This window comes from Legionella wadsworthii DSM 21896 = ATCC 33877, from assembly GCF_000701265.1.
Classification (GTDB): domain Bacteria; phylum Pseudomonadota; class Gammaproteobacteria; order Legionellales; family Legionellaceae; genus Legionella; species Legionella wadsworthii.
On sequence record NZ_KL370759.1, the window covers coordinates 142,154 to 161,842 of the forward strand.

The window sequence follows — 19,689 nt, forward strand, 5'->3', positions numbered from 1 at the left end:
TGATAGTAAATATTGATCTAGATCGGGCCCCTCATGAAATCAATTTCTGATTTAAAACTTATCCTGGCCAGTGCATCACCAAGGCGCTTGCACATTTTGCAGGAGCATGGATTAGTTGCTGCAGTAATGCCTGCTCATATAGAAGAAATTCAGCAAAAGGACGAAAACGCAAAGGCATATGTCACTCGTTTAGCAAAAGAAAAGGCTTTTAAAGTTTTGCAACAAGTGAACTCTGAAAATACAGATATCATATTAGCAGCAGATACGACAGTGGCATACCAAAATCATATATTGGAAAAACCTCACGATGACGAGGATGCTTATAGAATGTTAAAGATGCTTAGTGGTAAGGCTCACGAGGTTTATACAGGATTTGCTTTAATTTTTTTACCCGAGCAAAGATGGATTATTGACTGTGTGATCACCCATATCACATTTCATCATCTCACAGAGCAGCAAATCAATAACTATATTGATTCCGGTGACCCATTTGATAAAGCAGGAGCTTATGGAATTCAAAATGTATTTGATACATTTGTAAAAGACATCAAAGGGTCCTATTACAACGTAATGGGCTTGCCCATAGAAGAAATTTTAAAAAAAATATCTTTTTAATATACCGGTCATGTTTCCTGTTGTAAAAGGACGAGAGCCAAAAAATTGGCTCAAATTTAATTAAAGTTAGGTTCTGAACTGTCGACTCAGCTGGATTGCCATTTCTATGGATTGTTCATAGTTGAGTCTAGGATCCACGAGACTATGATATGCTTTTTTCAGATCATCCGCGGCCAATCCCCGGGCACCTCCGATGCATTCAGTGACATCATCTCCAGTCAATTCAAAATGTACGCCGCCTAAGTAACTTCCCATATTGCGATGAATTTCCAGGGCTTGTTTGAGTTCTGATAAGATATTGTCAAAATGACGCGTTTTAATGCCATCTGCTGTGGTTTCTGTATTCCCATGCATGGGATCACAAGACCATGTTACAGGAACTTTCGTTTTTCTTACAGTCTCAATCAGGGGAGGAAGCAACTTATCAATATGCTGCGCTCCCAGTCGAGTATATAACAAGAGCCGACCTTCTTCTCGGTGGGGATTTGCTCTGGTTAATACTTCTTCTAACCATTGAGGCGTTGCACCAGGGCCAATTTTAATACCAATCGGATTTTCCAAACCACGAAGAAATTCCAAATGAGCACTGTCGATTTGAGCGGTGCGCATACCTATCCAGGGAAGGTGGGTAGAGAGATTATACCAGCGGCCATCATCCATTTGACGGGTTAATGCTTGTTCATAATGTAAATGCAGTGCTTCGTGAGAAGTATAAAAATCAACTTTAGATAAATTACTGGATTGTATTCCGCCAATTGTATTTAAAAAATCCAATGCGTCGGCAATAGAATTAACTAAAGATTGATATTCTTCTTTTTGCTTTGAGTGTTCCACAAAACCTAAATCCCACTGGTGGGGGTGATAAAGGCTGGCAAAGCCACTGTCGAGCAAACTGCGTATGAAATTTAAGGTAATGGCTGAGTAATTGTAAGCTTGCAATAAAAGCTTTGGGTTTGGCTCTCGTGCTTCTTGAGTAAATTCAGGAGAGTTAACCAGATCCCCTCGATAACTCGGCAAAGTGATTCCCTCAATGGTTTCATAATCCGAAGAGCGTGGTTTTGCATATTGTCCCGCAATGCGGCCTACACGAATGATGGGTTTTCTTAAACCATGCAGTAGAATTAAACTCATTTGTAAGAGAATTTTCAATTTATTGCTTATAATTTCTGAACGGCAATCATTAAAAGACTCCGCACAGTCGCCACCTTGAAGAATAAATGCCTCTCCCCGACCAGCACGTGCAATTTCATTTTTTAAATTGTTCACTTCACTCGAAGTAACGAGTGGAGGTAAAAGGCTCAGTTGTTCTACAATTTTATTTAACTGTTCTTTATCTGTATAGGTGGCAGCTTGTAAATACGAGTACTGGAGCCAAGAGTTAGGCGACCATTTTTGCATAAAAAACCCACATAATGATTGAGGTTTCTAGTATGGAATAAATGAACACATACTGCAAGCAGATATAGGCTTTCACTGTTTATGTAAATAAAAAAAATGCAAAGGCTTGAAATCTTTGCAGATGCCCCCATTTCTGTTTTTCAAATGGTTTGCTGTTGAAGAGGATAATTTTTATGAGTAAACAAGATAAAAAAAATTGGCATAAATTTAAAGAGGAACACCAATCTCAAGAATCTATAAATGAAGAGCAAACTGATGAGGGTATGGAAGATTCTCCAGAAGAAATAGAACATTCCGAGCCATCTTTAGATCATCCGAGTTATGTAGATTTAAGTGAAAAGCTTACTCTTGCAGAACAGCAAGCTCATGAAAACTGGGAAAAAGCAGTTCGGGCTCAAGCTGAATTGGACAACGTTCGCCGTCGCGCCGAGCGTGAAGTAGCTAATGCCCATCGTTATGGTGTAGAAAAATTAATTACTGACTTGTTACCAGTAATCGATAGTCTTGAACAAGCTTTGCAATTAGCTCAAAAGTCAGAAGACACATCCATGCGTGAGGGTCTTGATTTAACGCTCAAACTTTTTACAGACGTATTGAAAAAGTTTGAGGTGCAACAAATAGATCCTACTGGTATGCCTTTTGACCCACAGGTCCATGAAGCGATGTCAATGCAAGATGCACCCGATGCAGAGCCGAATACAGTGATAGCAGTATTCCAAAAAGGGTACACATTAAGTGATCGAGTGATTCGACCAGCGCGTGTCGTCGTATCTAAAAAATAAAAAGGCAAAATTTATGGGTTGAAATTGTTAGGGTATACCCCCATATAACAATCATCGCTTTAGAAAATTACTACTTTGGAGCAAGAATAGAATGGCTAAAATTATAGGAATAGACTTAGGAACCACCAACTCCTGTGTGGCGGTAATGGAAGGTGATAAACCTAAAGTTATTGAAAACAGTGAAGGTCATCGCACAACACCCTCAATCGTTGCATATACAGACGATGGAGAAGTATTGGTCGGTCAATCTGCAAAACGACAAGCAGTAACCAACCCTGATAATACTCTTTTTGCGATTAAACGCTTAATCGGACGTCGTTTTGATGATGCGGTTGTCCAAAAAGATATTAAGATGGTTCCCTACAAAATTATTAAAGCAGACAATGGCGATGCATGGGTTCGTGTGAAAGATCAGGATAAAGCGCCACCACAAATTTCTGCTGAAGTATTGCGTAAAATGAAAAAAACTGCGGAAGAATATCTTGGCGAAGAAGTGAAAGAAGCTGTAATTACTGTACCTGCTTACTTCAACGACTCTCAACGTCAAGCAACCAAAGATGCCGGCCGTATTGCAGGTCTTGAAGTCAAACGTATTATCAATGAACCTACTGCTGCGGCGCTCGCTTATGGTATGGATAAAAAACGCGGTGACTCTATCATTGCAGTTTATGACCTTGGGGGTGGTACTTTTGATATTTCAATTATTGAAATCGCAGAAGTGGATGGGGAACACCAGTTTGAAGTACTCGCAACAAATGGCGATACCTTCTTGGGTGGTGAGGATTTTGACTTGGCTTTAATTGAATATCTGGCTTCAGAGTTTAAGAAAGATTCAGGCATTGATTTACATAATGATCCCTTGGCCTTGCAACGGTTAAAAGATGCTGCTGAAAAAGCAAAAATCGAACTCTCTTCAGCGCAACAAACTGATGTGAATTTGCCTTATATCACTGCCGATGCATCTGGACCAAAACATTTAAACATCAAATTGACCCGTGCCAAATTGGAGTCTCTGGTTGAGAAACTGGTTGAACGTACTGTAGAGCCTTGCAAAATTGCATTAAAAGATGCTGGATTGAACGTGTCACAAATTAATGAAGTGATTTTGGTCGGTGGTCAAACCCGTATGCCTTTAGTACAGAAAACCGTTGAAGATTTTTTTGGTAAGGAACCTCGTAAAGACGTTAACCCAGATGAAGCTGTTGCTGTTGGCGCTGCAATCCAAGCAGCAGTATTATCTGGAGAAGTAAAAGATATTCTCTTGCTTGACGTAACGCCTTTATCTTTAGGTATTGAAACAATGGGTGGCGTGATGACCAAACTCATTGAAAAAAATACCACGATTCCTACTAAAGCAAATCAAGTTTTCTCAACAGCAGATGACAATCAAACTGCGGTGACTGTGCATGTATTGCAAGGAGAAAGGGAGCAAGCATCAGCAAATAAATCATTGGGTCGATTCGATTTAGGTGATATTCCTCCAGCACCGCGAGGCGTTCCCCAAATCGAAGTCACTTTCGACATCGATGCAAATGGTATCCTTAATGTTTCTGCTAAAGATAAGGCGACTGGTAAAGCTCAATCCATCGTGATTAAAGCTTCAAGTGGCTTGAGCGACGAAGAAGTGGAGGCGATGGTTAAAGATGCCAAATCCCACGCTGAAGAAGATAAGAAATTTAAGGAAATGGCTGAATTGCGAAACCAAGCAGATAGCTTAATCCACAGCTGTGAAAAATCGATGAAAGATTTGGCTTCTGATTTGGCTGAAGATGAGAAAAAAGGCATAGAAACAGCAATTTCCGAGTTAAAAGAAGCAATTCAAGGCAATGATAAAGCACACATTGAAGAAAAATTAAAAGTGCTAAGCGATGCTTCTGCAAAAATGGCTGAACGAGTTTATGCTAAAAAGTCAGCAGAGGGTCAAGCAGGCCAAGGGCAGACACAACAAGAGCAACCACAAACTCAAGAGTCAGCGAAACCGGATGAAGGTGTTGTGGATGCTGAGTTTGAAGAAGTCAAAGACGATAAGAAATAATTAATTTATATTGATTTAACCTAGGTGCTCTGTAGCCTGGGTGCAGCGAAGCGGAACCCAGGATAAATAACTTTTATTCCAGGGTTCCGCTTCGCTGCACCCAGGCTCCATTGTCCTTTATAATTTTTATATTGTGAGTAGTTATGGAACAGCGGGATTATTATGAACTTTTAGAAGTGAGTCGAACTGCCAGTGATGCTGAAATTAAAAAAGCATACCGCAGGTTGGCAATGAAATACCATCCAGATCGTAATCCTGGTGATTCTGCTGCAGAAGAAAAGTTTAAAGAAATTCAAAGCGCTTACAGTATTCTCTCTGATCCCCAAAAACGTGCTGCTTATGATCAATTTGGCCATGCAGGTGTTGATCCTTCGATGCGAGGTGGTGCAGGGGGTTTTGGAGGATTTGGCGGCTTTGGCGATGTTTTTGAGGATATTTTTGAAAATATCTTTTCAGGAGGGCGCGGTGCTGGAAGGCAATCCCGGGGCCAACGAGGCGCTGATTTGCAATTTAATGTGCAGCTAACCCTTGAAGAAGCGGCTTCAGGGAAAGAAGTGCAAATTACCGTTCCCAGACATGGTACATGTTCTACTTGCCACGGAAGCGGGGCTAAAAAAGGAACCCAGCCTAAAACTTGTGAAACCTGTAATGGCGTGGGGCAAGTGAGGATTCAACAAGGCTTTTTCTCCATTCAGCAAACCTGTCCAAGTTGTCATGGTGAAGGGAAAATTATTTCTGATCCCTGTTCTGACTGCCATGGTCAAGGCCGAGTACGCGAAAGTAAAAAACTTACTGTTAAAATTCCAGCCGGAGTTGATAATGGTGACCGAGTTCGCTTAAGTGGTGAAGGAGAAGCTGGAACTCATGGTGGTGGGCCAGGCGATTTATATGTTCAAATTAACATTAAAAAACATACTATATTTGAACGTCATGAAAATGATTTGCATTGTGAGGTACCAATCAGTTTTATCATTGCTGCGATGGGGGGCTCTATTGAGGTTCCAACCCTTGAAGGTCGAGTCACCTTAAAAATCCCGGAAGAGACGCAAACTGGAAAAGTATTTCGATTAAGAGGGAAAGGAATGAAGTCCGTACGTGGCCATGGCCAAGGTGATTTATTATGTAAAGTTGTAGTAGAAACTCCTGTGAATTTGTCTCGAGAGCAAAAAGATCTATTAACCAAATTCCAAGAATCCCTGGAAAATGCTAAAGGGAAACATTCTCCTCGTTCCAATTCTTGGTTTGCTGGTGTGAAAAAATTCTTTGAAGACATGAAATTTTAAGCCAAGTAAGTTACAATTGCTCATATTTAACTTATATGCGCATTAATTGGGCTTACTGGCCAACAATTTGTACTGCATTGTAGTCTGTGGAAAAGGAGCGAGAACCAGGATTGTGTTACAGAATATCGCCAGGCTACAAAGTCAACCAGTCCTCGTAAATGCCATTGAAAACTGACAAATAGAGTAGATCCATGATGAACCAACCAGCAATTTTAGTATTAGCCGATGGCACAGTATATGAGGGGACTTCAGTAGGAGCAACTGGTGATAGTGTCGGAGAGCTGGTTTTTAATACTTCTTTAACGGGTTATCAGGAAATGCTCACAGACCCATCATATGCTCGGCAAATTATCACTTTAACCACTGCTCATGTGGGAAATACAGGATGTACTCATGAAGATATGGAATCCAATAAAGTCTGGGCAGCAGGCTTGGTAATTCGTAACTCTTCGATAATCAGGAGCAATTATCGTGCAGAACAATCTCTTCCTGAATGGCTTAAAAAAAATGGAGTAGTTGCTATCGCTGGGATAGATACGCGAGATCTCACCTTGCGTTTGCGGGAGCATGGGGCAATCGGCGCTTGCATCAGCACTAATGTAGCGAATCCTGACCTTGTTTTAGCCAAAGCAAAATCATTTTCAGGACTGCAAGGCATGGATTTAGCAATAGAGGTTTCCAGAAAAACAACAGAGCGCTGGCATCAGGGACAAGGCGAATGGGGAAAAGGTTCTCAACCGCAGCAATATCATGTAGTCGCTTATGATTTCGGCGTGAAACACAATATTTTACGTATTCTACATGATAAAGGATGCCATTTAACTATAGTTCCCGCCACAACTCCTGCTGCTGAAGTGTTGGCCATGAATCCTGATGGAGTATTTCTATCGAATGGACCAGGTGATCCCGAGGCTTGTGATTATGCCATAAAGGCAACTCAGGAATTTTTAAAACAGAATATTCCTTTATTTGGTATTTGTCTGGGTTTTCAGATTTTAGCTTTAGCCTGTGGTGGCTTGACCAAAAAAATGAAATTCGGGCACCATGGATCTAATCATCCCGTTATCGAAACTGAAGGGAAAAAGCGTGTTTTTATAACCAGCCAAAATCATGGTTTTGCAGTGGATGAAGAGGGTTTGCCAGATTGTCTTGAGATCACCCACCGCTCTTTATTTGATAATACGCTACAAGGTATCCGCCATAAAGAGAAACCCGCATTAGGTTTTCAAGGACACCCTGAAGCAAGCCCTGGACCACATGATATAGAAATTATATTTAATGAATTTATACAATTGATGAACAGGACAGATAAATAATAGAGGATTTACTAATGAATGAAAGTCATGTCTTTACTTCTGAGTCCGTTTCAGAGGGACACCCGGACAAGATAGCGGATCAGATTTCTGACGCGATACTTGATGCGATTTTAATGCAAGACCCTTCTGCAAGAGTGGCTTGCGAAGTATTCGTTAAAACAGGTATGGTACTGGTTGGCGGCGAAATTACGACCAAAGCCTGGGTGGATGTGGAGGCTGTGACACGACAAGTAGTAAAAGATATAGGTTACAATAGTTCACAGATGGGGTTTGATTGGGAATCGTGTGCTGTTCTTTCTGCTATAGGAAAACAATCTCCTGATATTGCCCAAGGTGTAGATAATAATGAAACTAAAACGCTGGGCGCCGGAGATCAAGGTTTGATGTTTGGTTATGCCAGCCGGGAAACCGATGTTTTTATGCCTGCACCGATCGCCTATGCCCACCGTTTGATGGAAAAACAAGCTCATTTACGTAAATCAGGAACTTTGCCCTGGTTGCGTCCCGATGCAAAATGCCAAGTCACTTTGAAATATGAAAAAGGGATCCCGGTTGAGGTGGACACAGTAGTTTTTTCAACCCAGCATGCAGCTGACATTGATTATTCCAATTTAGTTGAAGCAGTGCGTGAGGAAGTTATTAAAACAACTTTACCGGGTGAATGGTTAACCTCTAGGACACGATATTTTATCAATCCAACAGGTCGATTTGTTATCGGTGGTCCCTTAGGCGATTGCGGATTAACCGGTCGAAAAATTATCGTGGATACTTATGGCGGCATGGCGCGGCATGGTGGTGGATGTTTCTCAGGTAAGGATCCCTCTAAAGTGGATCGTTCTGCGGCTTATGCTGCAAGGCATGTCGCAAAAAATATAGTCGCCGCTGGAATTGCTGATAAATGTGAGCTACAAATTTCTTATGCGATTGGCGTTGCAGAACCGACTTCAATTTTTGTAGAAACTTTCGGTACGGGGCGTTTGCCAGATAAAGAAATTATTGAACTTATCAACACCCATTTTGATTTAACGCCGCAAGGTATTATTGCACATCATGATTTGCTTCGTCCTATCTACAGACAAACAGCCACTTATGGCCATTACGGACGGGATAATTTTCCATGGGAGCGCCTGGATAAAGTCACGGAGCTTCGTAAAGCCTTATAAGGAGACACACTAATGGAACTAGTCAATAACTTAGGCAAAGAAGAGGGGATACAAGATTTTAAAGTTGCGGATATGTCGCTGGCTTCCTGGGGACGCAAAGAAATAGCGATTGCTGAAACTGAAATGCCAGGTCTCATGGCGCTTCGTGAAGAATTTGCTGGGTCTCAACCCTTAAAAGGGGCGCGTATCGCCGGTTGTTTGCACATGACCATTCAAACAGCAGTGCTGATTGAAACATTAATTGCTCTGGGCGCGGAAGTACGCTGGTCTTCTTGTAATATTTTTTCGACGCAAGATCATGCTGCTGCAGCTATAGCTGTTAAGGGAATTCCTGTTTTTGCCTGGAAAGGGGAAACAGAGGAAGAATATTGGTGGTGTGTTGAGCAAACACTTGTTGGACCAAACAATTGGACACCTAATTTATTATTGGATGATGGGGGCGATTTAACCCAAATCGTTCACCAAAAATATTCAAAATTATTATCGGATATTAGAGGAGTATCTGAGGAAACAACCACTGGCGTGGCTCGTTTGTATGAAATGGCCAAGAAAGGAGATTTACATATCCCAGCCATTAATGTGAATGATTCAGTAACTAAATCCAAATTTGATAATATGTACGGCTGCCGCGAGTCCCTGTTGGATGGATTGAAACGTGCTACTGATGTGATGATTGCTGGTAAGCTTGCTTTAATTTTGGGTTATGGCGATGTGGGCAAAGGCTGTGCCCAGGCATTACGAGGCCAAGGTGCCACTGTGTTAATTGCCGAGATTGATCCCATTTGTGCGCTTCAAGCAGCAATGGAAGGCTATCGTGTAGTAACCCTGGATGACGTTGCTGAACAGGTTGATATTGTAGTGACCGCTACTGGAAACTATCATGTAGTCAATCATGATCACATGAAAAGAATGAGGCATCAGGCTATTTTATGCAACATTGGTCATTTTGATTCCGAAATTGATGTACAAAGCTTAAAAAAATATCAATGGGAAAATATTAAACCACAGGTGGATCATATTATTTTTCCAGATGGAAAACGATTGATTCTTTTGGCTGAAGGCCGTTTGGTAAATTTAGGGTGCGCCACAGGCCATCCCAGTTTTGTGATGTCTACTTCATTTTCTAATCAAGTTTTGGCACAAATTGAATTGTTTCTAAATTCGGAACAATATGACAAACAAGTCTACGTCCTCCCTAAGTTATTGGATGAAAAAGTAGCTCGTTTACACCTGGATCGTATCGGAGCGAAATTAACTCAACTTACCAAAGAACAAGCAGATTATTTAGGCGTAAGTATCAATGGGCCTTTTAAAGCAGAACAATATCGTTATTGATGATTTGTATCATTGCTTAGGGGGATCTTCATAAGGTCTCCCTGTTTCTCAATAAAGCATTTGTTATTAAAGTTAACTGCAGCATTTTTAGTAACAAGCAAATGACCTAAGTTAATGAAAAATGTTTTTTATGAAAATAGTCTGAGTAAAGGGCTAAAGAAATTTACCATGTATCGGAGCGATCTTTTTGAGAAAAAAATTCATCAAGCCTACGTTGGGTCCCTGGGCTCACCCGTTCCGGCAGATTCCCATAATCACACCAGAGCATTTGTTCAATTTCAGGCGAATAGGCTTTCTCCGCGCTAAAATTTTTTATAATAAATATCACAGGATAATCATTGATTCCCATATAAGTATTCAGATAGATACCAAATAATTGTGGCTCCTCATTAGGTATGATTCCTACTTCTTCTTTTAATTCACGTATCAATGCTTCTTGAGCAGACTCACCTTTTTTGACACCTCCCCCCGGTAAATGCCAATGTGGTTGGTACGTGTGCTTGACTAAAAGAATTTGATTGGATTCATTTAAAATCAATGCTCGGGCACCCAAAGTTTTTATGCCGGACAAAGATTGAAATTTTCGAATGCAGAGAGTGGCCGTTTTAAAAAATAAATGTTTTAGTTTCATGGGTTTTAGAAAAACAAAAAGATAGAGAAAGTATAGTAGGACAAGAAAGAGATTAAAATCTTAAGTTTAAAACATTAAGTATAGGAGACTAACATTTTGAGATTTGTTTGATCTTGTTTCCCTCAATGTCTTATTGCATACTGAATTGCAATGCATTTTATAAGGAGATAGTTGCATGTTTAAATCAGTGATTTTGGGTTTAAGTTTATTATCTAATGTACAGCATGGGTTCGCATCATCCAATCATGATGTGCGAGTGATAATTAAATATAAAGAGCATATAAAAAATATATCAACTTTAAAATCACAAATAAAAAACATAACTCAATTGCCGGTAAAAGAGTTAAACCCTATGGCAAATGACGCATATGTTTTGGTTTTAGATGCAACACATTCTTCCTTGAATAAAAAAGAAGAGGAAGATAGGATCTCATTCATTTTAGAACGTCTTCGAAAAACCCCCCAAGTCTTATATGCTGTAAAAGATAGGATTAGTTATTTTAAACCTGTTCCTGATCCCGAAATTTTGGGTAATGGAAATATATTATCTCATGAAAGCCAATGGGATGAGTTTGCCCGACCTGCAGGAATTATGCTGGAATCAAAGCCGGGATTTAGAGATGGCGCTTGGGCATATACCACAGGAATCTCTAAAAAACCAATAGTCATTGCGGTATTGGATACAGGTATTGCTTTGAATGATAGCCTCATCAATAACCTGGTAAAAGATGGAGAAGGTAACTTATGGGGTTGGAACTTTGCAGGTAATAACAAGAATTTAATAGATGAAACCCGATCTTATCATGGCACCCATGTGGCTGGGACTATTGCGGGTTATGGAAATATTATGAGTGGTATGGGAGAGGATTTAAAAATACTTCCTTTAAAAATTCCAGCTGCCAATGGGATGTTTTATGAAAGTTCAGTCATCAATGCAATTTATTGGGCTGTTGGTGGTGAGATTCCTGGCGTGCCCACAAACATTCATCCGGCAAAAATATTAAATATGAGTTTCGGTGTCGACAAAGGACCAAAAGAAGAAATTGATTACTGCGATCAAGCCCTGCAAGAAGCAGTATCTTTTGCACGCAGCAAAGGAGCAGTGTTGGCTGTAGCTGCCGGAAATGACAATTTATGGGAACATTTTAATGCGCCTGCTATTTGCAATGGAACAATTAAGGTCGCTTCGACTGGACCTGAAGGCCTCAGGTCTTATTTCTCAAACTATGGTCCCAGTATAACTCTTGCCGCTCCAGGAGGAGACAAACGTTATGGCATGTGGGGTGGAATTTTATCCACTGTAAATCCCGGAGGAGGGTATAGTGGTTCAGGGTTCGATTTTTATCAGGGGACCAGTATGGCTACACCGCATGTAGCTGGAGTAGCAGGTTTAATTTTAGCAGCCAGTGACACTTCATTATGTCCAGAGCAAGTCGAGCAAATACTTTATACAACGACTCATGATTTTGGAACGAGTACCGATCCAAATAAATCCTGTGTTGGCAAAAAGCCCTGTGGTCATGGAATTTTAGATGCAGAAAATGCAGTGAAGACAGCTGCAGCGGGTTATGATCTTTTATTTTCAGCGCCTCAAATAGAACAACTGGTGATAAAAGGGTGTAAGGAAGAGTCAGTATCTTCCAACAAAACTCGCATTGTTTTTAGAGGAGGAATTTGGATTCAAAACAATTGTGGTGGGGTAGAAATCATACAAAGACCTCAGATAATACAAACCAAAGAGGGAGAAATTATAGCCAATTATGGGGATGTAAGTTATCGTCTGGATCAAACTGCTTACAAATCATGTCAGGTCATTGGTTATGATGGAGTGGGATGTTATTTGTAGTTCCATTATTTGCCTCTCTTATAATGAGCGAGGCAAATAGATCTATAATTTATAAGAACTCATTGAATTTAATCTTTATATGAAATCCCCTAAAAATTTTCATCATTTTGATGAATTTTACGTTTTTTACTTAAGTGAACACCAAAGTTTCCTCTGTCGCCGGTTTCATGTCATTGGTACTTCGTTAGCTATTTTGTGTTTTCTTCTCTTTGTGATGACTTTTCAATGGTATTGGCTTATTCTGATGTTTATTTCTGGATATGGATTTGCATGGATCGGCCATCTTGTTTTTGAAAAAAATAAACCAGCCACATGGAATTACCCTATTTACAGTCTCATGGGGGATTTTGTGATGCTTTGGCAAATTATCAATGGACAATTAAAAATTTAATGATGGCAGCGGCTATCGTCTTTCTGTATTTTTGATTCAATATAGTCTAAATTTCAAATAAATAATCTGTGTAAGGATTGTGCAATGATACTCGAAAGTCCAGCATTTGCTCATAATTCGTTTATCCCAAAAGAGTATACTTGCAAGGGTGCTGATCTCTCCCCTCCAATGATATGGAAAAGACCACCGAAAGAAACAAAATCTTTTGTCTTGATCATGGAAGATCCTGATGCGCCTATGGGCATATGGGTCCATTGGATTTTATTTAATTTACCCGATAGTTGTCATGAGCTCAAACAAGGGATAGATATTCCTTCCAAAGCCATTAGTGCGCGAAACAGTTGGGGTAAAAAAGGATATGGAGGTCCTTGTCCGCCCAGTGGGACCCATCGTTATTTCTTTAGGCTCTATGCCTTAGATATCCTCTTAACGCTGGGAGAGGATGCAACGAAAAAAGAAATAGAAATGGCACTGCAAAACCATATTATTGAACAGACTGAATTAGTTGGAAAATGCAGTCATTCATTGTAAAAATTTATCATATTTGTGCAATAACAAATCCTGGATTTTTCTTTCGCCTGAACCCAGGATTTAAAAATTTTTATCTTAATTAAATCGTGCAATAGTTAAACCACAACATTCCTGAGTTACATCATTGAGGTGTTCTACGACGGAAGCCAAGCATCGCGTAATTAAATTGATGGGGTTAAAAATGATCGAAGCAAGTCCTGCACAAGTGGCAATAATTCCCATTGTTAAATCGATTACGGTGTTTGCTGCAGCGGATTTGAACGCAGAACAGGTGTTGGAGCTAATTCCTGATCCCGGCGCAAAAATTGCCAGCAACAATGCAGGTACTAATAATAATGCTGTAGCTGCTAAATAAATAAAACTTTTCAAGAAGAACAATATCGCATTGACGCCTAACCAGAGTGGACTATATAGTGGGCGAACAAGCAATTCAGTAAAATCACCTATTCTATGAATTGGATGAAAGTAATTTGGATTTGGAATTGGAATCAAATCGGCATATTTTCGTCTCAAATCAGAATATTGCTCCCAATACAAACCGACTTTTGAAAAAAAACTACTCATAAAAATTCCCTCTCTTAATAATTTAGGCGCGTATCATGCCAAGTTATAAAAAGAAAAGAAATATTAAAAAATAATTATCCTAAAAAAAACCGGAACCAACACAATTGAATCCGGATTTAATGGACTTATGACGAAATTTTCCCACAAGCAATACGGTCGCCGCCTCCACCTAGAGGGGGGGTATCGCTATAATTATCTCCACCTTGGTGTATCATGATGGCATGGCCTTGGATGTCTGATGTTTTCAAACGAGGAGCAAGGGTCGGGATGTTTGCGTTACCATGATCATCCACAACTAATACAGGTAAATCACCCAAATGTCCTTCTCCATAGGGGCCAAGATGTTTATTGGTATTCTCTGGATCTAAATGACTGCCTGCTTTTTTTGCATGATCCCCGCAGTCTGGGTGTTGATGAATATGAAAACCATGGGTTCCTGAAGGAAGACTGGTTAATTGCGGTTTAATCAATAAACCGTATTTGTTGTCTTCGAAGACAATTTTCCCTACAGAAGCTCCCTCAGTGGTAGAGACATCGACTACTACGGTTCCTGCTGAAGCCATCGAGGATATAATGAAGGTAACAGCACTTAAAATTAAATTTTGTTTTTTTTTGAATTTAATCATACACAATCCTTTTTAGTGACAATTTTTTTATTCTAACATAGCATATCACCTATTAATCAGAATTTAAAAATGTGAGTAATTTATTCCTCTTGAGAATAAATGATATCATTAAGGGCTTGATAATGAGTAATCATGTAATATCCAAAATACGAACAGCGACATTAGCGGATGCAAGTGCTATAGCGCAAATTCATATTTGTTCCTGGCAAAAGATGTATCGAGATTTCATTCCTGAAATTATATTACAAAATTTATCCCTACAAGAGCGGACGCACCAATGGCAAGTTCTAATAGAACAAGAAGGCTGTGTTTTGGTTATAGAAATCAATAATCAAATCGTAGGATTTGCGAGCATTTGTCCTTTTCGTGATTTTAGTGCAGACCGTTTAATGGGTGAAATTAGCGCAATTTATTTACACCCAGACTATTGGCGAAAGGGATTAGGGACCCAATTATGCGAGGCGGCAATTTCTGAACTGTCAAAACAGGGATATCAAAAAATACTTTTATGGATATTTGAAGCAAACATACAAGCACAGAAGTTCTATGATGCACTAGGTTTTGAAGCGACTGATAACACCAAGTTAGAAGAGTTTTATGAAGGTGGGGCTTTACTTAAAGAGGTTCTTTATCAAAAAGTTATATAAATAAAACGAGGGCCTTTGTGTTTAAATGCCGAGCTGTTGGATGCCGCGAACAAGTCGCGGCACGTAGGTGAGATGCAGAGTGGGCAATGAAATGATTTTTTGCTCTTTTACAATTTACTCGCCGGTGGTTTCATATCTAAAAATCTCGAAGAGTAGTATGAGAAACTGGGTCAGGAAAAGTAGCCATTGATAATTATATATCCTCCATATAAGAATACTCCTGCATGGTATTTAAAGCCGCATTTTATTCATAAATCCTATTTTAAATAAATAATATGTTTGTTTTAATGCCGAGCTGTTGGATGCCGCGAACAAGTCGCGGCGTAGGTGAGGTGCAGTGGGCAATAAAAATGATTTTTTGCTCTTTTACAATTTACTCGCCGGTGGTTTCATATATCAAACTTTTGAAAAGTAGTATGGGAAACTGGGTCAGGAAAAGGTAGCCATTAATATAAATTATATATTCTCCATTAAAAATACTCCTGCATCCAGGAAATGGTTATTTAAAGCTGCCTTTACATAAATCCTATTTAAATAAATAACATGTTGTTTAAATGCTGAGCTGTTGGATGCCGCGAACAAGTCGCGGCACGTAGGTGAGATGCAGAGTGGGCAATGAAATGATTTTTTGCTCTTTTACATTTTATTCGCCGGTGGTTTCATATCTAAAAATCATCGAAGGTTGGTATGGGAAACTGGGTCAGGAAAAGTAGCCGTTAATAATTAATATGTCCTCCATTAAGAATACTCCTGCATCAGGAAATGGTATTTAAAGCCGCCTTTTCATAAATCCTATTTAAATGATAACATGTTTGTTTAAATGCCGAGCTGTTGGAGGCCGCGAACAAGTCGCGCACGTAGGTGAGGTGCAGTGGGCAATAAAAATGATTTTTTGCTCTTTTACAATTTACTCACCGGTGGTTTCGTATCTAAAAATCATCGAAGGGTGGTATGGGAAACTGGTCAGGAAAAGTAGCCATTAGTGCAATTATATGTGCCTCTATTAAAAATAGTCCTCATCTACGTGCCGCGACTTGTTCGCGGCATCCATGAAATGTTTCATCTAAGTCGATTGATTCATAAATCTTATTTTTAAATAAATAACCTGCTTGAAAGTGACGCGTCGGTTAGTTATCTGATAGGATTATCACCCCATTCAAATTGTTGCATGGGCTCCATGATTTACCAGTAAAGCAGATATCTCATTTTTAATCTCGAGGTTTGGAATCATTTCGCATATTTTAAGAGGAGTATATCCTTTGTTGTCTTTGGCATTTATATCTATATTAATATTTTCAATTAGCCAACGCACAGTATCTAATTGTCTCGCTTTTACTGAGTGATGTAAAACACTATATCCTAGTGAATCAGTAAGGGTGAAATCAGCATGATGATGCAAAAGAATTTGCATTGCTTCGATCCTGCCTGATTCAGCTGCAAGCATGAGTGGCGTTCTTCCCATCTTATCAAGAACATTAATATTGGGGGCTAATTTACTACATTCTTCCATTATCGCATTATGTGCATAGAGAGCTGCATAATGCATTGCTGTCCAACCTTTACTGTCGGTTAGCATGGCTACATCTTTAAAATGTAATAGAGGTATCACACTTTGAATTCGATTGTTTAAAATGGCTGTATGTATGGGATAGTGGCTATGATTATTCTTTAGGTAACACAGATCGGGGTTGGTTAATAAAATATCTTGAATTAATGTATCAAAACCATGGAGGGCCATCTGATGTAGCACGGTATTACCATGAACATCTTGGTGATTTATAAACTGAAAACCTTCATTTTTTAAAAGATTGAAAATTCTTATTTTATTTTGTCTCATATGAGGTGTATGAATACTTGGCAAAATTAAAGCGCTAAACAAAGGATATTGTTTTTGTTGATTTAGAACTCCTATCTCAGCTCCCGCCGCTAATAAAGTCTGTACAGTTTGATAATGTCCCTCTATAGCAGCGAGATGTAATGGAAAAAGTCCCTGAGCGTTTTTCGTATTCACATTATTTTTATCTGTATTTAAGGATAATAGCACTCGGTCAAAACCCATAGAAGCGAGCGCGGATATGAGATTTTCTCCGTCTAATACTGGATTCGACTTTGTTAATTCCTGAGAGAGTAGAGGTAGAATTGATTCTAAATAGTATTCACTAACACGCTTGATTTGTTCGAATTGTTTCTGCTCAGTACCAGAAAAATATAAATCGCTAGAAATATGTTCCACAAACCACTGTTGCAATCTCTTCAATTGTTCTGCCGTAGATTGATCAGAGTGAATTCCTATTTTCTTGCATAATAAATTAAAATTCATGTTTTATCGTTTCCTTAAAATTTATTTTGAATTTCTTCTTTATTTTCCTTTTGTATGCTTTCCTCAGTAGTCTTGTGTTTTTGTAAAGTATCCTTAAACTTTTTGAAGCCATTGAAGCTATTGGCCGCTTTATTCAGATCGATATTCCCTTCAGATGTTAAATAGGTTTTGCCTCCCCAATGGCGATGTGATGCAATGGCCTGTTCTACTTTGGTTAGTGATTTAGACTCAATAAGATTGCAGCGTTCTTCCAGAGGTAATTCTCTCATTTGCTGCTCAATTCGATTCGCTTTTGCCTTCATACCTATTGTAAAAAAACCTGCCCCTTCTCTGAAATCCTTAATTATCTTCCTTACTTCTCGTGCTACCGTATCCGCTTTTAAGTTTTGAACCATTAATTCCATTTCTTTTAAAATCCTTGTACGTTCATCAGGGTCATCAGGGTCTTTTGTCTTGTTAATCTGTTGTTGTTTTTCCCGAATATATTGATTCATTACTTTATCATTTTCACCATATTTTAATGCCTTAAGATCAGTGAGAACATCTTTAAAGTCTGGATTATTTAGCATAAACAGGCGGTCTAGGGCTTCTCTTACAGGCATTCTCTTTGCAGGGTTTGACTGAACAAGCCCTTCAATCAACTCTCGATATTCAGGGTTTTTTTTAAAAAAATCATGTGTAAAATCAAATTTTTTACCATTATATCCTTCCTCAAATTTATATGTGATAAAAGAATATAAGTTTTTTCCAAGCGTATAAGCATGAGCGGCATCGGCAGATAATGAGAAAAATCCACCAAGTTCTGGAGGAGAAAAACCGTCTGAATACGTTAATTCATAATATTTATTTTCAGGTAGGCCTGAATCGTACCTCCCTTTTTTATCTATATAAACAAAACTTTTGGTATCAGCAATGAAAATTCTGTTATTGTCATCAACTAACCAGTTAGTAAACTTTGCATCCGGAAACATACATCCTGCTTCCTCAATATCCAGGAAGGTACTTGCCATTTGTTCAAAAATTTCACCAACACTATCCTCTAGATCTTGCATATATTCCATTTTAGACCTGTAATCCTCAAGGCTTCCATTGGTGCAATATTCCACCACAGCAATTGTTCTTACTATCCTTTTTCCTTTAACAACACATTGTGCCTGTCTTTCGGCATCATTGGGTGCAATCTGGTCACCTAATCTGTCGCGTAAATGAGATTCAACATCTTTGGGCATGTCCAACCGACAGTCAACTTTTAAAACTACTTCTTCATTGTTGATAATGTTTGTCACTTTAAAATTTTTGGAATTGCTGCCACCCAAATATTGAATTTGATGGTTTTTAAGAAAAACACGAAATCGCTTTGCCTCTTCACTGTCATCATCTAAAGAGTAAAGATTTGCCAGTTCACTGTCTTCTCCCACAATCTTTGCTTGGCTACCAGGTAACAAAATAGCAAGGAGCTTATCTACTTTTTCTGGCGACATATTCGCGATGAGTTCTGACAGAGGGGAAGAGCGCTCTTTTGAAGTATCTAGAGATTTGATGCCCAGGGTTTCATATTGATGTTTGATTTCTTTGAAAAGAGTCGCATGGGCAGCAAGGAAACCCGGAGATTTTGCTAAATGTGAAGAGGGATATTTATCTTCAATCCTTTTTATTCTTTTTTGAATATCTTGCAATATTAATAATTTTTTTTCGTTTCCAGCTTCTTGGTTATATTGTTGAATAAGTTCATTTACTTGATCTCTGAATAGAAGCATATCTTTGTGAGGCAACTTACCTGCTTTAAATGGAGGAAGTAATGGCATTGGCCTTTGTTCAGTAAGAAGGCCTTTTCTCTGTTCATTTAATCGCTTAGCAAGCATGATATTTCTCTCATTGATACATCTCTTCATTCAGGTATTCTAGTCTCAAGTGGAGACTACTCATGTGCCTTAATGAAGATCAGAAACCAATTATTTGTTTAAAAAACGCTTTATTTGTTTCTTTAATCATTATATATGAGAAAAATTACGCGAATATTAACTCGACTTTAATCCTGACATTATCTTTCTGGAAAATAACTGATGGCGCTGTAGATTCAAAATGAAACTGATCAAGCATGATGAGACTTTTATAGATTGTTGTTTGTCGTTATGTTGCAGACAGTATGAATGTACATGACGCCATTAATTTGCCGGACAAAGGGTTAATTCGAACAAAAAATCTT

17 protein-coding genes are annotated in these 19,689 nt (G+C 39.0%); 11 read left to right on the top strand and 6 right to left on the bottom strand.

Annotated features, from left to right (window positions below; all coding sequences use genetic code 11):
• The first annotated feature begins 33 nt into the window (after positions 1–33).
• Positions 34–615: a Maf family protein gene (locus BU07_RS0106685; RefSeq protein WP_031564501.1), complete on the top strand. Its 582-nt coding sequence runs from the start codon at positions 34–36 to the stop codon at positions 613–615.
• A 66-nt stretch (positions 616–681) separates the two neighbouring features.
• Here BU07_RS0106685 and BU07_RS0106690 read toward each other — a convergent pair whose 3' ends face one another.
• Entirely contained in the window at positions 682–2,013 is a 1,332-nt protein-coding gene (locus tag BU07_RS0106690) for a 3-deoxy-7-phosphoheptulonate synthase class II (RefSeq protein ID WP_031564503.1), read from the bottom strand.
• A gap of 173 nt (positions 2,014–2,186) precedes the next feature.
• Here BU07_RS0106690 and grpE point away from each other — a divergent pair, with 173 nt between their 5' ends.
• The 6 genes from grpE to ahcY all read left to right on the top strand — a co-directional run bounded on the left by grpE (position 2,187) and on the right by ahcY (position 9,927).
• Positions 2,187–2,795, top strand: a complete 609-nt coding sequence (grpE, locus tag BU07_RS0106695) for a nucleotide exchange factor GrpE (protein WP_031564505.1) — start codon at positions 2,187–2,189, stop codon at positions 2,793–2,795.
• Positions 2,796–2,886: 91 nt separating this feature from the next.
• A complete protein-coding gene (gene dnaK, locus BU07_RS0106700) occupies positions 2,887–4,830 on the top strand; it encodes a molecular chaperone DnaK (protein WP_031564507.1) in 1,944 nt (647 codons plus the stop codon).
• A gap of 143 nt (positions 4,831–4,973) precedes the next feature.
• Positions 4,974–6,113, top strand: coding sequence for a molecular chaperone DnaJ (gene dnaJ, locus BU07_RS0106705; protein WP_031564509.1), 1,140 nt, complete (start codon positions 4,974–4,976; stop codon positions 6,111–6,113).
• 191 nt (positions 6,114–6,304) lie between these two features.
• A complete protein-coding gene (carA, locus tag BU07_RS0106710; protein ID WP_031564510.1) occupies positions 6,305–7,429 on the top strand; it encodes a glutamine-hydrolyzing carbamoyl-phosphate synthase small subunit in 1,125 nt (374 codons plus the stop codon).
• A 14-nt stretch (positions 7,430–7,443) separates the two neighbouring features.
• Positions 7,444–8,592, top strand: a complete 1,149-nt coding sequence (gene metK, locus BU07_RS0106715) for a methionine adenosyltransferase (protein ID WP_031564514.1) — start codon at positions 7,444–7,446, stop codon at positions 8,590–8,592.
• Positions 8,593–8,604: 12 nt separating this feature from the next.
• Positions 8,605–9,927 (top strand): adenosylhomocysteinase, encoded by a 1,323-nt coding sequence (ahcY, locus tag BU07_RS0106720; protein ID WP_031564516.1) that lies wholly within the window; start codon positions 8,605–8,607, stop codon positions 9,925–9,927.
• A 163-nt stretch (positions 9,928–10,090) separates the two neighbouring features.
• Here ahcY and BU07_RS0106725 read toward each other — a convergent pair whose 3' ends face one another.
• Positions 10,091–10,558, bottom strand: a complete 468-nt coding sequence (locus BU07_RS0106725; protein ID WP_031564518.1) for an NUDIX domain-containing protein — start codon at positions 10,556–10,558, stop codon at positions 10,091–10,093.
• Between the two features lie 175 nt (positions 10,559–10,733).
• Between BU07_RS0106725 and BU07_RS0106730 the strand changes: the two genes are divergently transcribed.
• The 3 genes from BU07_RS0106730 to BU07_RS0106740 all read left to right on the top strand — a co-directional run bounded on the left by BU07_RS0106730 (position 10,734) and on the right by BU07_RS0106740 (position 13,326).
• The gene (locus BU07_RS0106730) at positions 10,734–12,404 is read left to right on the top strand and encodes a S8 family serine peptidase (RefSeq protein WP_031564520.1); all 1,671 of its coding nucleotides are present in this window, start codon (positions 10,734–10,736) and stop codon (positions 12,402–12,404) included.
• Positions 12,405–12,483: 79 nt separating this feature from the next.
• Entirely contained in the window at positions 12,484–12,795 is a 312-nt protein-coding gene (locus BU07_RS0106735) for an Mpo1-like protein (protein WP_031564523.1), read from the top strand.
• An 84-nt stretch (positions 12,796–12,879) separates the two neighbouring features.
• Positions 12,880–13,326, top strand: a complete 447-nt coding sequence (locus BU07_RS0106740; protein ID WP_031564526.1) for a YbhB/YbcL family Raf kinase inhibitor-like protein — start codon at positions 12,880–12,882, stop codon at positions 13,324–13,326.
• A gap of 75 nt (positions 13,327–13,401) precedes the next feature.
• Here the strand turns inward: BU07_RS0106740 and BU07_RS0106745 are convergent, their stop codons facing one another.
• Complete coding sequence (locus tag BU07_RS0106745) at positions 13,402–13,890, bottom strand: hypothetical protein (protein ID WP_031564528.1); 489 nt, start codon at positions 13,888–13,890, stop codon at positions 13,402–13,404.
• A gap of 125 nt (positions 13,891–14,015) precedes the next feature.
• Entirely contained in the window at positions 14,016–14,516 is a 501-nt protein-coding gene (locus tag BU07_RS0106750) for a superoxide dismutase family protein (RefSeq protein WP_031564530.1), read from the bottom strand.
• Between the two features lie 122 nt (positions 14,517–14,638).
• Between BU07_RS0106750 and BU07_RS0106755 the strand changes: the two genes are divergently transcribed.
• A complete protein-coding gene (locus BU07_RS0106755; RefSeq protein WP_031564532.1) occupies positions 14,639–15,163 on the top strand; it encodes a GNAT family N-acetyltransferase in 525 nt (174 codons plus the stop codon).
• 1,156 nt (positions 15,164–16,319) lie between these two features.
• Here the strand turns inward: BU07_RS0106755 and BU07_RS0106760 are convergent.
• A complete protein-coding gene (locus BU07_RS0106760; protein ID WP_031564534.1) occupies positions 16,320–17,483 on the bottom strand; it encodes an ankyrin repeat domain-containing protein in 1,164 nt (387 codons plus the stop codon).
• 14 nt (positions 17,484–17,497) lie between these two features.
• Positions 17,498–19,159: a protein kinase family protein gene (locus BU07_RS0106765; protein WP_133134431.1), complete on the bottom strand. Its 1,662-nt coding sequence runs from the start codon at positions 19,157–19,159 to the stop codon at positions 17,498–17,500.
• Positions 19,160–19,689 lie beyond the last annotated feature (530 nt).

Coding starts and splice junctions, on each gene's coding strand:
- BU07_RS0106685 (WP_031564501.1), top strand. CDS start 34: ATGAAATCAATTTCTGATTTAAAACTTATCCTGGCCAGTGCATCACCA.
- BU07_RS0106750 (WP_031564530.1), bottom strand. CDS start 14,516: ATGATTAAATTCAAAAAAAAACAAAATTTAATTTTAAGTGCTGTTACC.
- BU07_RS0106730 (WP_031564520.1), top strand. CDS start 10,734: ATGTTTAAATCAGTGATTTTGGGTTTAAGTTTATTATCTAATGTACAG.
- BU07_RS0106745 (WP_031564528.1), bottom strand. CDS start 13,890: ATGAGTAGTTTTTTTTCAAAAGTCGGTTTGTATTGGGAGCAATATTCT.
- BU07_RS0106690 (WP_031564503.1), bottom strand. CDS start 2,013: ATGCAAAAATGGTCGCCTAACTCTTGGCTCCAGTACTCGTATTTACAA.
- BU07_RS0106760 (WP_031564534.1), bottom strand. CDS start 17,483: ATGAATTTTAATTTATTATGCAAGAAAATAGGAATTCACTCTGATCAA.
- ahcY (WP_031564516.1), top strand. CDS start 8,605: ATGGAACTAGTCAATAACTTAGGCAAAGAAGAGGGGATACAAGATTTT.
- dnaJ (WP_031564509.1), top strand. CDS start 4,974: ATGGAACAGCGGGATTATTATGAACTTTTAGAAGTGAGTCGAACTGCC.
- BU07_RS0106740 (WP_031564526.1), top strand. CDS start 12,880: ATGATACTCGAAAGTCCAGCATTTGCTCATAATTCGTTTATCCCAAAA.
- grpE (WP_031564505.1), top strand. CDS start 2,187: ATGAGTAAACAAGATAAAAAAAATTGGCATAAATTTAAAGAGGAACAC.
- metK (WP_031564514.1), top strand. CDS start 7,444: ATGAATGAAAGTCATGTCTTTACTTCTGAGTCCGTTTCAGAGGGACAC.
- BU07_RS0106725 (WP_031564518.1), bottom strand. CDS start 10,558: ATGAAACTAAAACATTTATTTTTTAAAACGGCCACTCTCTGCATTCGA.
- carA (WP_031564510.1), top strand. CDS start 6,305: ATGATGAACCAACCAGCAATTTTAGTATTAGCCGATGGCACAGTATAT.
- BU07_RS0106755 (WP_031564532.1), top strand. CDS start 14,639: ATGAGTAATCATGTAATATCCAAAATACGAACAGCGACATTAGCGGAT.
- dnaK (WP_031564507.1), top strand. CDS start 2,887: ATGGCTAAAATTATAGGAATAGACTTAGGAACCACCAACTCCTGTGTG.
- BU07_RS0106735 (WP_031564523.1), top strand. CDS start 12,484: ATGAAATCCCCTAAAAATTTTCATCATTTTGATGAATTTTACGTTTTT.